The 12,810-nt window shown below is 70.9% G+C and carries 9 protein-coding genes; 3 read left to right on the forward strand and 6 right to left on the reverse strand.

The window, feature by feature from the left end; translation table 11 throughout:
• Positions 1-119 precede the first annotated feature (119 nt).
• Positions 120-1,484, forward strand: a complete 1,365-nt coding sequence (locus ACFVIM_RS13090) for a dipeptidase (protein ID WP_384300777.1) — start codon at positions 120-122, stop codon at positions 1,482-1,484.
• A gap of 183 nt (positions 1,485-1,667) precedes the next feature.
• Here the strand turns inward: ACFVIM_RS13090 and ACFVIM_RS13095 are convergent, their stop codons facing one another.
• The 4 genes from ACFVIM_RS13095 to ACFVIM_RS13110 all read right to left on the reverse strand — a co-directional run bounded on the left by ACFVIM_RS13095 (position 1,668) and on the right by ACFVIM_RS13110 (position 6,385).
• Positions 1,668-2,723 (reverse strand): NUDIX domain-containing protein, encoded by a 1,056-nt coding sequence (locus ACFVIM_RS13095; RefSeq protein WP_384300778.1) that lies wholly within the window; start codon positions 2,721-2,723, stop codon positions 1,668-1,670.
• A gap of 392 nt (positions 2,724-3,115) precedes the next feature.
• Positions 3,116-4,066, reverse strand: coding sequence for a carbohydrate ABC transporter permease (locus tag ACFVIM_RS13100; RefSeq protein WP_384300779.1), 951 nt, complete (start codon positions 4,064-4,066; stop codon positions 3,116-3,118).
• Positions 4,063-5,055 (reverse strand): carbohydrate ABC transporter permease, encoded by a 993-nt coding sequence (locus ACFVIM_RS13105; RefSeq protein ID WP_384300784.1) that lies wholly within the window; start codon positions 5,053-5,055, stop codon positions 4,063-4,065. Before ACFVIM_RS13105 ends, ACFVIM_RS13100 begins: the two co-directional genes overlap by 4 nt.
• A gap of 37 nt (positions 5,056-5,092) precedes the next feature.
• Positions 5,093-6,385, reverse strand: coding sequence for an ABC transporter substrate-binding protein (locus tag ACFVIM_RS13110; protein WP_384300785.1), 1,293 nt, complete (start codon positions 6,383-6,385; stop codon positions 5,093-5,095).
• Positions 6,386-6,652: 267 nt separating this feature from the next.
• On the opposite strand from ACFVIM_RS13110, the gene ACFVIM_RS13115 reads away from it, so the two are divergent.
• Positions 6,653-8,776 carry an NPCBM/NEW2 domain-containing protein gene (locus ACFVIM_RS13115; protein WP_384300780.1) on the forward strand — a complete coding sequence of 708 codons (2,124 nt, stop codon included), beginning with the start codon at positions 6,653-6,655 and terminating at the stop codon, positions 8,774-8,776.
• A 236-nt stretch (positions 8,777-9,012) separates the two neighbouring features.
• Here the strand turns inward: ACFVIM_RS13115 and ACFVIM_RS13120 are convergent, their stop codons facing one another.
• Entirely contained in the window at positions 9,013-9,975 is a 963-nt protein-coding gene (locus ACFVIM_RS13120) for an ROK family protein (RefSeq protein WP_384300781.1), read from the reverse strand.
• Between the two features lie 212 nt (positions 9,976-10,187).
• On the opposite strand from ACFVIM_RS13120, the gene ACFVIM_RS13125 reads away from it, so the two are divergent.
• Complete coding sequence (locus tag ACFVIM_RS13125) at positions 10,188-11,174, forward strand: LacI family DNA-binding transcriptional regulator (protein ID WP_384300782.1); 987 nt, start codon at positions 10,188-10,190, stop codon at positions 11,172-11,174.
• 120 nt (positions 11,175-11,294) lie between these two features.
• On the opposite strand, the gene ACFVIM_RS13130 is transcribed toward ACFVIM_RS13125, so the two are convergent.
• Complete coding sequence (locus ACFVIM_RS13130; protein WP_384300783.1) at positions 11,295-12,572, reverse strand: DUF6986 family protein; 1,278 nt, start codon at positions 12,570-12,572, stop codon at positions 11,295-11,297.
• Positions 12,573-12,810 lie beyond the last annotated feature (238 nt).

Genomic DNA, 12,810 nt, shown 5'->3' on the forward strand with positions numbered 1-12,810 from the left:
CCTCACGGCATCCTACGGCGCTGCCGTCCCGCACCACTGTGGCAGGATCGACCGCACATTCGCCGTACACCCATCCGCACGGCTATCTCCACAACGTCGCACCCACGAGGAGCGTGCCCATGTCCGCCGACCAGATCGCCGCGACCGCCAGGACCGTGGCGTCACTGATGCCCCGGGCCCGGACCGAGCTGGCGGAACTGGTGGCCTTCGCGTCGGTGGCGGACCCGGAGCAGTTCCCGCGTGAGGCGTGTGAGGCGGCGGCACGCTGGTGCGCGGACGCGCTGCGCGCCGAGGGCTTCACCGATGTGGCCCTGCTGGACACCCCGGACGGCACCCAGTCCGTCTACGGCTATCTGCCGGGCCCGGCCGGGGCTCCGACCGTACTGCTCTACGCGCACTACGACGTACAGCCGCCGCTCGACGAGGACGCCTGGGTCTCCCCGCCGTTCGAACTGACGGACCGCGACGGCCGCTGGTACGGACGGGGGGCCGCCGACTGCAAGGGCGGCTTCATCATGCATCTCCTGGCCCTGCGCGCCCTCAAGGCCACCGGCGGGGTACCGGTCGGCGTGAAGGTGATCGTCGAGGGTTCGGAGGAGCAGGGCACGGGCGGTCTGGAGCGGTACGCGGAGGCCCACCCCGAGCTGCTCACCGCCGACGCCATGGTCATCGGCGACTCCGGCAACTTCCGCGAGGGCCTGCCGACGGTCACCGCGACCCTGCGCGGTATGACGATGGTCCGGGTCGAGGTGGACACCCTCGCGGGCAACCTCCACTCGGGCCAGTTCGGCGGTGCCGCCCCGGACGCGCTGGCCGCGCTGATCCGGGTGCTGGACTCCCTGCGCACAGAGGACGGTTCCACGGTGGTGGACGGGCTGGCGGCCGACCAGAGCTGGTCGGGACTCCAGTACGACGAGGAGGACTTCCGCCGCGACGCCAAGGTCCTCGACGGGGTCGAGCTGATCGGCTCGGGCTCGGTCGCCGACCGGATCTGGGCCCGGCCCGCCGTGACCGTGCTCGGCATCGACTGTCCGCCCGTGGTGGGCGCCACTCCCTCGGTCCAGGCGAACGCGCGGGCGCTGGTGAGCCTGCGGGTGCCGCCGGGCATGGACGCCGCCCGTGCCACCGAGCTGCTGGCCGCGCATCTGACGGAGCGTACGCCGTGGGGCGCGCGGGTCTCGGTGGAGCAGGTGGGACAGGGGCAGCCCTTCCAGGCGGATGTCAGCAGCCCGGCGTACGCCGCGATGGCGGAGGCGATGCGGGTCGCCTACCCCGGCGAGGAGATGCAGGTCTCGGGGATGGGCGGCTCGATCCCGCTCTGCAACACACTCGCCACCCTCTACCCCGAGGCGGAGATCCTGCTGATCGGTCTGAGCGAGCCCAAGGCGCAGATCCACGCCGTCAACGAGTCGGTCTCCCCGGCGGAGCTGGAGCGGCTCTCGGTGACGGAGGCCCTCTTCCTCCGCCACTACGCCGCTCGCTGACCCCGTACGAGGCGCCGCCCCCGACTCCGTACCAGGCGGCCGCCCCGCGACCGGTTCCGGTCCGTACGCCGCGCCGCCCGCCGACTCCGTACCGAGGTGTCCGGGCCGGCGCGCGGGCGGGACAGGCCCAGAGGCAGGGCCACCCAGGCCCCGCACGATCCGGAGAAGCCGGAGAAGAAAGCCCTAACTGGGAACGCCCGCCTCCAGGTAGAGCGCCCGACCGCTCTCACGGGCGCGCAGCGCGCGGCGTAGCCGCTCGTAGCGGTGCGGTGGCAGCAGCTCCCGCGCCTCCTCCTCGTCCACGAACCGCCAGGAGCGCAGCTCAGCCCTGGGGAGGAAGACCCGCGCGGCGGCGGCGCGGTCGAGACGGCCGCCGTCGAAGAGGAGTCTGAGCCCGCCGTAGGCGGGCGGGTTCGGCGGCTCCCAGTCGACCACGAGCAGCCGGGGCATCCGGTCCAGTTGGATGCCGAGTTCCTCGGCGACCTCGCGCACTCCGGCCCGCGCGGGTGACTCGCCGTGCTCGACGACTCCTCCGGGGAACTCCCAGCCGGGTTTGTAGGTGGGGTCGACGAGGAGGACGCGGTCGCGGTCGTCGAAGAGGAGTACTCCGGCGGCGACGGTCTCGGTGGTCGGCTCGGGCGTCTGGACGATCTCGGCGACCGGCGCGGCTCCGGTGCGGACGGCCTCGGCCACGGCGTGCGCCGTCTGGCGGGGGTCGAGGGATCCGCCGTCGATGACATGGGCGTCCTCGGTGAGCCATTCCAGCGCGGCGAGGTAGGGCTCGATGTGGTCCTCGCTCCAGCGGGCCCGGCCGGGACCGTCGACTGTGGTGGTTTCGGCGGTGGCGCTGAGGGCGTCCTCGGTGGCGCGGTGGGCGATACGCGCCCGCAAAATCGTTTCATCTAGTCGCAGCAGCACCTGCCGTACCGGAATTCTTCGGGCGGCGAGACCGCCGAAGATCTCATCGCGGTACTCCTGACACAGCAGTGTCATCGGCACCACCAGCACTCCGGGAACCTCGGCGAGCAGGGCCGCGGCCGTGTCCACGACCAGCCGCCGCCAGATGGGCAGGTCCTGGTAGTCGTCCACCTCGGCCAGCAGCTTCGGCGGCAGGAGCTGTCGCAGTCCGGCCGCGGTGACCTCCGGGTCGTAGAGCGTGCTGTGCGGGATCAGATCGATCAGTTCCTGGGCGGTGCTCGTCTTCCCCGCTCCGAACGCGCCGTTAATCCAGACGATCACGGTTCCCCCTCTTCTGCCTAGGCCGTGTCCGCACAGTCCCGCCTGGCCCGCGACGCCCGGCACGCACTCCCCCTGGGCCCTGCGGCCCGGGAGGTACCCCCACCCCTTGTGCCCTGCGGGCACGGATGGGGGTGCCCCCGGGCGGAGCCTGGGGGAGTACCCCCAGCGTTGTCGGGATTTCCCCCGTACGTCCCGTACGAGGGAAACCCTCCGCCTTGCGATCTCACACACCGGACGGCGCTACTTTGCGGACACGGCCAGCCCACAGTGGATTGCCCGGAACACCCTGCCATGGAAACCACGCCCGGAGCCGGTGGGACGCGGAGCCCCGGGGCGGGGATCGGGGGCGCTCCCGGCCCCTTCCCGGGACCGGGGGCGCGGATCGCCCGGACTCAGCCCTTGCTGGCGCCGAGAGTGAGCCCCGCGATGAAGTGCCGCTGGAGCAGCAGGAAGACGACGACCGTCGGCAGCGCCACGATCACCGACCCGGCGGCGAGCAGGTTGTAGTCGGTGAAGAACTGACCCCTGAGGTTGTTGAGCGCGGAGGTGATGGGGAGTTTGTCGCCGTCGGAGATGAAGACGAGCGCCCAGAGGAAGTCGTTGTACATCCAGGTGAACTGGAGCGTGCCGAGCGCGGCGAGCGCGGGTCGGCACAGCGGCAGGGTGATGCTCCAGAACTGGGCCCACACCCCCGCGCCGTCGACCACCGCCGCCTCCAGGATCTCCCGGGGCAGGGTGCGCATGAAGTTGGCGAGGACGAAGACGCAGAAGCCGGTCTGGAAGCCGATCTGGACCGCCAGGACGGCCCAGTACGAGTCGAACATCGTCATCGAGTCGGACATCCAGTACGGCAGCGGGATCCGGTTGAACAGGACGTAGAGGGGGGTGATGATGACCTGCTGCGGCAGCAGGTTGCCCGCGGTGAAGAGCATCAGCAGCACGATGGTGCCGCGCATCCGCAACCGGGCCACGGCGAAGGCCACGAAGGAGGCGAGGAAGAGGGTGATCAGCACCCCCGGCACCGCGATGAGCAGGGTGTTGACGAAGTACGTCGTCATCCCGGAGTCGGTGAACGCCTGCTGGTAGTAGTCGAACGAGAGCTTCCGGGGCAGCGAGAAGTAGCCGTGCTCGGAGGTCTCGTCGTAGGGACGGAGCGAGGCGTAGACCGCCAGCAGCAGGGGAGCGAGGAAGAGCAGGGAGACGGCGAGCAGGAAGGCGTGGACGCCGAGCCGTCCCGGCCGTAACCGCCGTCGGCGCGGCGCCGGGACCGGTGGCGACGGGTACGGGGACGGGGTGCGGCCCGGCGGTGACGGTGGCGGCGGCGGTGACATTGGATGGCTCATCGGTCCCGCTCCCCTCGGATCTCCTGCACCAGGAACGTGATGACGAACCCCAGGGAGAACAGCAGCAGCACGACGGCGATCGCGGAGCCGAAGCCGATCCTGCTGGCCTCGCCGATGATGTTGTCGGTGACGAGGACGGAGAGCAGTTCCAGCCCGTTTCTGCCCTTGTTGACGGCGTAGACGATGTCGAAGGCGCGCAGGGCCTCGATCACGGTGATCACCCCGACGATCACATGGACCGGCCGCAGGGTCGGCAGGACCACCCGGAAGAAGGTCTGGGTCTCGCTGGCGCCGTCGATGGCCGCGGCCTCCTTGAGTACGGGGTCGACCGCCTTGAGCCCGGCGAGATAGAGGATCATCACATAGCCGGTGTGCCGCCAGGCGGCGGCCAGCAGGATCATCCAGAGATTGAGATCGGGATCGCCGAGCCAGTCGGTGGGGTGGGCGGTGTCGCCGATGATCGCGTTGAGCGCGCCCTGGTCGCGGGAGAAGACCAGTTGGGCGATAAAGCCGACGACGGCGAGCGAGAGCACCACCGGCATATAGAGGGCGGACTGGTAGAAGCGGCTGAACCGCACCCCCCGGTCGATCAGGGCCGCGAGCAGCAGTCCGAACGGCGTGGCGATCAGCCCGAGGAACGCCAGCCAGAGGAGGTTGTGCCGGGCGGCGGGCCAGAAGGCGGGATAGGCGGTGAAGAGCGTCTCGTAGTTCCGGGTGCCGACCCAGGAGATGTCGCCGATCCCGTCCCAGCTGGTGAAGGAGAGAGCGACGGAGGCGAGGGCCGGCCCCCAGATGATCACCAGGTCCAGCAGGATCGGGATACCGAGGAGCACGGTGAGAACGGCCAGGTCCCGGCGGGAGAAGCGACGTGGGCCGCGGCGCCGGGAGCGTCCGCGCGGCGGCGCGGGGCCCGCGGCGGCGGGGTGTCCAGGGGGCGCCCCCGCGGTCGGGCGAAGGCCGGGGGTGTCGCCCCCGGGGTGTGACGGCATCGGCACGGGCGGGCTCCAAGTCGGGCGGTCCGTTTCCTCAGTCGGCGGCGAAGATGGTCTTCCTCTGCCGTTCGATGCCGTTGACCAGCCCGTCCACGTCCTTCGGGTTGTTGATGAAGCTCTGGATGGCGGGGACCATCACGGTCGACGAGAAGTCCGGGCGGGTGTCACGGTCCAGGAACTGGGAGATGTGCTTGGCGCCTGAGACGAGGCCGACGGCCTTCTTCTGCAGCGGGGTGTACGCGGAGGTGTCGGCCCGGTCGCTGACGGCGATGTTGTTGGGGTCGCCGGCCAGATAGATGTCCTCGGCCTCACCGGTGGCCAGCCAGCTCAGCAGGTCCTTGGCGCTCGCCATGGCCTTGTCGTGCTTCAGGTTCTTGGACTTCCTCGCCATCAGGAACCCGTCGATGGGAGCCTCCACGGCGTCCTGGCCGTGCTCGGGGCTGATCTCGGGGAAGGGGAAGAAGTCGAGGTCTCCGTGGTCCGCCGTGGGGAACTGGGTGCCGGGGTGCGGCAGTCCGAAGACCGCCATCCCGGTCTCGCGCCGCTGGAGGCTGGTGGCCGCCTCCTGCCAGGTGCGGCCGTTGGCGCCGGGCTGGCAGTACGGCAGGATGCCGCGCCAGAGGTCGAAGACCTGCTTGACCCGCCGGTCCGTCCAGGACTCCTCGCCCGCCATGAGCCGTCTGTGGAACGCGTAGCCGTTGGCGCGCATGTTGATGTAGTCGAAGGTGCCCATCGCGGGCCAGCCGTCCTTGTCGCAGAAGGCGATGGGAACCAGTTTGTCCTTCCGCATCCGCTTGGCGAGCGCGAGATAGTCGTCGAGCGTGCGGGGCGCGGTGTATCCGTACGTCTCGAAGACGCTCTTACGGTGGAAGACGGCCCATGGATAGTAGTAGTACGGCGTGAGGTACTGCTTGCCGTCCTCGCCCGTGGACTGCGCCTTCAGCGCCGGTGAGAATCCCTCGAAGCGGGACCAGATATCGCTGATGTCGTGCAGCAGGCCCTTCTTGGCGAAGAACCGCATGCGGTATCCGGCGAACCACATGAAGACGTCGTCGGGCTTTCCCTGGAGATAGCGGTTGATGTTCTCCTGGAAGGTGTTGTGGTCAACGGTGTTGACCTTGACCTCACGGCCTTCCCCCGACTGCTTCTCATACGCGGCGAAGGCGTCGGCGAACGCCCGCTTGGGCACCGCGTCGGAGGAGTTGGACCCCAGGGTGATGGTCCTGCCGTCACCGCCGGGGCCGCTGGAGCAGGCGGCGAGCAGGGAGGGCAGGGTGACCGCGCCGGCGCCCAGGGCCGCGCCTCGCAGCACGCCCCGGCGGGACATCCGATGTTCCATCCCGCCGCTGGACGCCGTCCATCCCTGCGGGGTTAACCGACCCATGTTCGCTCCTCTGCGGTAAACCAAACACAAACGAACGCGCGAGGTGGATCCCACTCCTCGAAAAGAGTGTCGTCAAGGGATGTGGCACGACATCGAGCAACCGTTACCGCATCTCTTCCAACAGACTCCAACAGGCTCTACCGTAAACGATCGCCACTGACACGTACATGACCATCTGCTGACTCCCCAAGCGTACGGAGGAACATCACGATGCGTCATCCACCCTTCTTACGGTCCGGACCACGAGTCGTCGGAGCGCTGGTCACAGGCGTGATCCTGGCCGCCGGTCCGGCGACCCCGGCGAACGCGGCGGCCCCAGCCCCGGTGAACACGGTGAACACGGAGAACACAAAGAACACCGTGAACCTGGCGCGACCGGCGCCCCCAGCGACCCCGGCCCCTGCCCGTGCCCCTGAGCCAGCCTCTGAGCCGCCCTCGGGCGCCGAAGGGCTCGCGCTGACCCCGCCCATGGGCTTCAACAACTGGAACACCACCCACTGCCGGGCCGAATTCAACGAGGTCATGGTCAAGGGCATCGCCGACATCTTCGTCGAGCGGGGACTCAAAGACGCCGGATACACCTATGTGAACCTGGACGACTGCTGGGCCCTCCCCCAGCGGAACTCCGAGGGCAGACTCGTCCCCGACCCCGTCCGCTTCCCCAACGGCATCAAGGCGGTGGCCGACTATGTCCACTCCAAGGGGCTGAAATTCGGCATCTACACCAGCGCCGGGACCAAGACCTGCAACCGGGCGGGATTCCCGGGCGCGCTCGGCCATGAGTACGGCGACGCCCGGCAGTTCGCGGAATGGGGCGTCGACTACCTCAAGTACGACAACTGCAATAACCAGGGCATGGACGCGAGACTCCGCTACACCACCATGCGGGACGCGCTGCGCGCCACCGGCCGCCCCATCGTCTACAGCATCTGCGAATGGGGGCAGAACAAGCCATGGGAGTGGGCGAAGGGCGTCGGCCAGCTGTGGCGCACCACCGGTGACATCAGCGACAACTGGGGCTCCATGCTCTCGATCGCGAAGCGGAACCTGCCGCTGGCGTCCCACGCCGGTCCCGGCCACTGGAACGACCCCGACATGCTGGAGGTCGGCAACGGCGGGATGACGGACACCGAGTACCGCTCCCACTTCTCCCTGTGGTCGATCATGGCCGCGCCCCTGCTGATCGGCTCCGATCTGCGCAAGGCACCCGCGTCGGCGTTCGAGATCCTGGGCAACCGCGAGATCATCGCCGTCAACCAGGACCCGCTGGGCCGCCAGGGCACCGTCATCGGCTCCGAGGGGGGCCGCTGGGTGGTGGCCAAGCCGCTCAGCGACGGCTCCACCGCCGTGGCCCTCTTCAACGAGAGCGCCCGCCCGCAGCGCGTCGCCACCACCGCGGCCGCCGTGGGACTGCCCGCCGCCACCGGTTACGCCGTGCGCGACCTGTGGCGGCACACCAGCGCCCACACCGCCGGGACCCTCGCGGCGACCGTGCCCGCGCATGGCACGGTGATGCTGCGGATCTCCACCGCGCGGGCCTGGCCGCTGCTGCCACCGGCGGTCGAGACCTCCGCCGACGAGAGCCTGATGGTGGAGTCCGGTCAGGGCGGGCGGCTCACCACCACCCTCACCAACCACGGCCGCACCCCGGTGCTGCTGCCGTCGGCCACCCTCACCGGTCCCGGCGGATGGACGGTACGGGCGGCCACCCCGGCCGCGGGCGCCGTGCTGCGCGGCGGGACGCGGCTGAGCACCCGGTGGGATGTCTCCGTACCCGCGGAGAGCCCGCCCGGCACGTACACCCTCACGCTCACGGCGCGCCATCTGGCGCCGACGACGGGGGCATGGGTCACCGTGGCCGTACCGGCGGGGGTGAGCGTGGTCGTACCGCCGCCGGCCGGGGTCTCCCACCTCGGCGACCTCGGCTGGACGAGCGCGGCGAACGGGTGGGGGCCGGTGGAGCGCGACACCAGCAACGGTGAGAGCAAGGCCGGTGACGGGCGGCCGATCACCATCGGCGGCCAGGTGTTCGCCAAGGGCCTCGGGGTACACGCGTCGAGTACGGTCGAGTACTACACCGGAGGACGCTGCACCACGGTGAGCGCCTGGGTCGGAGTGGACGACGAGAAGGGGAACCGGGGCACCGTCGCGTTCGAGATCTGGGCGGACGGCACCAAGGCGGCGGCGACGGGCGTGCTGACCAACGCGATGGCCGCGGTGCCGATCACGGCGGACGTCACGGGCGCGCGGACGGTACGGCTGGTGGTCACGGACGGCGGCGACGGCATCGACTCGGACCACGCGGACTGGGCGGATCCGCGGATCACCTGCTGAGCAACGGCCCACGGAGCGAGGCCATCCCGGCGCGACCGCTCCGCCCGGGACCGCGACGGGGGAGAACGGCGGCAGCCGGGAGAAACGGGAGGGAACGGGGGGAACGGGGGGAACGGGGGGCGACAGGAGAACCGAGCCATCCGAAGAGGGGGCGGGCCCGTGCGGGGACCCGCCCCCGCCCTCATCCCCGCCGCACCCCCGCCCTCTCCACGCCCCCGCCCCGTCACACCCTCCCGTCACACCATCCCGCTCGGTACCGGCGCCCGGCCCGAGTGAAGCCGCACGGCGGCCGCGGCCGCGCCGACCAGGCCCGCGTCGGCACCGGACCGCGCCGGAACCACGGTCAGCCGCTGGACGTAGGAGAGGGTGGCGTACTCCCGCAGGGCACGCCGCAACGGCGCGAAGAGCACCTCACCCGCCCCCGCCACTCCCCCGCCGATGACGGCGATCTCGATCTCGACGAGTGCGGCCGTCGCGGCGATCCCGGCGGCCAGCGCCCGCGCGGCCCGCTCGAAGGAGGTCACGGCCACCGGGTCCCCGGCATGCGCGGCCATCGCCACGGCGGCGGCCGAGGTGTCGCCGTCGGGCCCGGGGCACCAGCCGTCGGCGAGGGCCCGGCGCGCGATGTTCGGACCGCTGGCGATGCTCTCCACGCAGCCGCGCGAGCCGCAGGGGCAGGGGTCACCATTGAGCTCGACACAGATGTGGCCGATATGGCCGGAGTTACCCGTGGGCCCCACATACAGCTCGCCCCCGAGGACCAGCCCGCCGCCGACACCCGTCGAGACCACCATGCAGAGGGCGTTGTCATATCCCCGGGCGGCGCCCTGCCAGTGCTCGGCGGCGGCCACCGCCACCCCATCGCCCACCAGTTCGACGGGAAGACCGCCAATCGCCCGCGAAACCCGTTCCACGAGGGGGAAATCACGCCATCCTGGAACGTTCACCGGACTGACCGTACCGGCCGCCGCGTCAACCGGCCCCGCGCTGCCGATCCCCAGCGCCCAGACCCTCTCCCAGAGCGGCGATCCTCGTAGTTCAGCCAGAACGGCCGTCACTGCGCCCATGACCGTCTCGGCCCCCTCACGCGCGGGCGTCGCGCGCCGGGCGCGCACCAGCGGTCGGCCGGAGCCGTCCACCAGAGCTCCAGCGATCTTGGTGCCACCCACATCCAGCGCGGCAACGAGGTCGGTATGCATGGGCGTTGGACCCCCCGGAAACTGGTCGGACCTGCGCATTCGGGAACAGTTTCCCCGCCCCTGACAACGTTGTCCAGGCCCTATGCTCAACGCTGCACCTTCCGGCACACCGCACGACGACGGGACTACGCACTGTGGCCGATAATGAGCGTTCTTACCAGGCCCGACAAGGAGTCCGGGACTCCGGCTCCCGCTACGGTATTCGGCCCACCATGAAGGACGTCGCCGCGCGTGCCGGAGTTGGTCTCAAGACCGTCTCGCGCGTAGTCAATGGCGAGCCCGGCGTCACCCCCGACACCGAACACCGGGTACGGGAGGCGATCGACGCCCTCGGTTTCCGGCGCAACGACAGCGCGCGCGTCCTGCGCAAGGGCCGGACCGCCTCTATTGGACTGGTCCTTGAGGACCTCGCCGACCCCTTCTACGGTCCGCTGAGCCGCGCCGTGGAGGAGGTCGCCCGTGCCCATGGCGCCCTGCTCATCAACGGGTCGAGCGCCGAGGACCCCGAGCGCGAGCAGGAACTGGCGCTCGCGCTGTGCGCCCGCCGGGTGGACGGGCTGATCGTGATCCCCGCCGGGGACGACCACCGCTATCTGGAACCGGAGATCAAGGCGGGAGTCGCCACCGTCTTCGTGGACCGTCCGCCGGGGCGGATCGAGGCGGACGTGGTGCTCTCCGACAGCTTCGGCGGGGCCCGCGCGGGGGTGGCCCACCTCATCGCGCACGGCCACCGCCGGATCGCCTTCGTCGGCGACCTCCCCCGGATCCACACGACCGCCGAGCGGCTGCGCGGCTACCGCGCGGCCATGGAGGACGCCGGACTCGCGGTCTCCGGCCGCTGGGTCTCCCTGGGACCCACCTCGCCGGACCGGGTGCGCGCGGCGGTCACCGCGATGGTGACCGGCCCCGACCCGGTCACGGCGGTCTTCGCGGGCAACAACCGGGTGACGGTCACGGCCGTACGCGTCCTGGCGGACGTCGGGCATCCGGTCGCCCTGGTGAGCTTCGACGACATCGAACTCGCCGATCTGCTGGGTATCACCGTGGTCGCCCAGGACGCGGCGGCGCTCGGCCGGACGGCGGCGCAGCGGCTCTTCCGCCGCCTGGACGGCGTGGCGGACCTGCCGTCCCGTACCGCGCTCGCGACGACGCTGATACCCCGGGGGTCGGGCGAGATACCGCCGCCCGCCGACGGCTGACGCGGTATCCGCCCCCCTGCACACGGCATGCCTGCCGCCGCCTGAGGGGTCGTCGGTCACGAAGGCGCCCGAGGGCACGTCAGCGCACCGACCCCCCACGCGCACGACGTACGCGCGGACTCACCCCCGGGTCCGCGCCGCGAGCCGGTCGAGTCCGGCCCGGTCCAGCCCGGTCGCCCCGGTCACCTCGGTGGCGTCCAGCGCCCCGCACTCGATGCCCCGGAGCAGATAGCCGCTGAGCGCGCGGGCGGTCGCGGGCTCGTCCAGCACATCGCCCCCGGTCCCGCCGACGTACGCGGCCAGCCGGGCGGCGGCCGCCGCGAACCCCTCGCGGTAGAAGGCGAACACCGCCGCGTAACGGGTCGGCAGCTGCCCCGGATGCATGTCCCAGCCCTGGTAGTAGGCGCGGGCCAGCGCCCGCCGGGTGAGCCCGTAGTGCAGCCGCCACGCCTCGTGGACCCGTTCCGTACTCCCCACCGGGAGCACATGGGTGGAACCGTCGCTGACCCGCACCCCGGTACCGGCGGCGGCGACCTGCATCACGGCCTTGGCGTGGTCGGCGGCCGGATGGTCACTGGCCTGGTGGGCGGCGGCGACACCGAGCCCGGCGCTGTAGTCGAAGGTGCCGTAGTGGAGACCGGTGGCGCGGCCCCCGGCGGCTCCGATCATCCGGGCGACGGTCGCCGTGCCGTCGGCGCCGAGGATCGCCTGGCTGGTCTCGATCTGGATCTCGAAACCGATCCGGCCCGGAGTGAGTCCATGCCCGGTCTCGAAGGCCGCCAGCAGCTCGGCGAAGGCGGCGACCTGCTCGGGATAGGTGACCTTGGGCAGGGTCAGTACCAGCCCCGACGGCAGCCCCCCGGCCGCCATCAGCCCGCTGAGGAAGATATCGACGGTCCGGATGCCCCGCTCCCGGACCGCCGCCTCCAGGCACTTCGCCCGGATTCCCGTGTACGGAGTGGCCGAGCCCGTCTCGTACGCCTCGGCGACCAGCCGGGCGGCGCGGGCCGCGTGGGCGTCCTCCGCCGCCCCGCCGCCCCCGCCGTACCCGTCCTCGAAGTCGATCCGGAGGTCCTCCACGGGCTCGCGCTCCAGCTTGGCCCGAACACGGGGGTAAACCGCCCCGGCCAGTTCCTCCGGCAAGCCCAGCACGGCACCGAAGGCACCCGCGTCCGGCGCGTGCTCGTCGAGCGCCGCCAAAGCCCGCTCCCCCCAGGAACGAACGGTCCCCGCCGTGTACGCCTCCGCCGGTACGTAGACGGTGTGCACCGGCTGCCTGGTCGCGGGCTCCCCGGGGTAACGACGGGCGAGTTCGGCGTCCACGGGGGCGAGGGAGGCGCTGATCCGCTCCCGGACCGCACCAGCGAGAGTCGTGGACACCTGCTCCTGCTGATCCATCACCGCAGCACCCTCCACTTTCCGCTTCCCGGAATCAACAATCCGTTGAACGAAAGTTAGAGGGCGCCATGATCCCCGTCAATGGCGCGGGGACAGGAGAGAGGGGGTCGTGGTGGTGTGCCACGGCCCCCTCTCCCGGGTAACGCCTGCCTGTCTGTCTGTGGTTGTGGTGGTGGGGGTTAGTTCTTGCGGTGGTTGATGTCGTCGGTGAGCTGGGGAACGACGGTGAACAGGTCTC

Source organism: Streptomyces sp. NPDC057638 (assembly GCF_042800315.1).
Taxonomy (GTDB): Bacteria; Actinomycetota; Actinomycetes; order Streptomycetales; family Streptomycetaceae; genus Streptomyces.

Excerpts from the sequence above, each read along its gene's own strand:
- ACFVIM_RS13090 (WP_384300777.1), top strand. The coding sequence starts at position 120 with ATGTCCGCCGACCAGATCGCCGCGACCGCCAGGACCGTGGCGTCACTG.
- ACFVIM_RS13100 (WP_384300779.1), bottom strand. The coding sequence starts at position 4,066 with ATGAGCCATCCAATGTCACCGCCGCCGCCACCGTCACCGCCGGGCCGC.
- ACFVIM_RS13105 (WP_384300784.1), bottom strand. The coding sequence starts at position 5,055 with ATGCCGTCACACCCCGGGGGCGACACCCCCGGCCTTCGCCCGACCGCG.
- ACFVIM_RS13110 (WP_384300785.1), bottom strand. The coding sequence starts at position 6,385 with ATGTCCCGCCGGGGCGTGCTGCGAGGCGCGGCCCTGGGCGCCGGCGCG.
- ACFVIM_RS13115 (WP_384300780.1), top strand. The coding sequence starts at position 6,653 with ATGCGTCATCCACCCTTCTTACGGTCCGGACCACGAGTCGTCGGAGCG.
- ACFVIM_RS13120 (WP_384300781.1), bottom strand. The coding sequence starts at position 9,975 with ATGCATACCGACCTCGTTGCCGCGCTGGATGTGGGTGGCACCAAGATC.
- ACFVIM_RS13125 (WP_384300782.1), top strand. The coding sequence starts at position 10,188 with ATGAAGGACGTCGCCGCGCGTGCCGGAGTTGGTCTCAAGACCGTCTCG.
- ACFVIM_RS13130 (WP_384300783.1), bottom strand. The coding sequence starts at position 12,572 with ATGGATCAGCAGGAGCAGGTGTCCACGACTCTCGCTGGTGCGGTCCGG.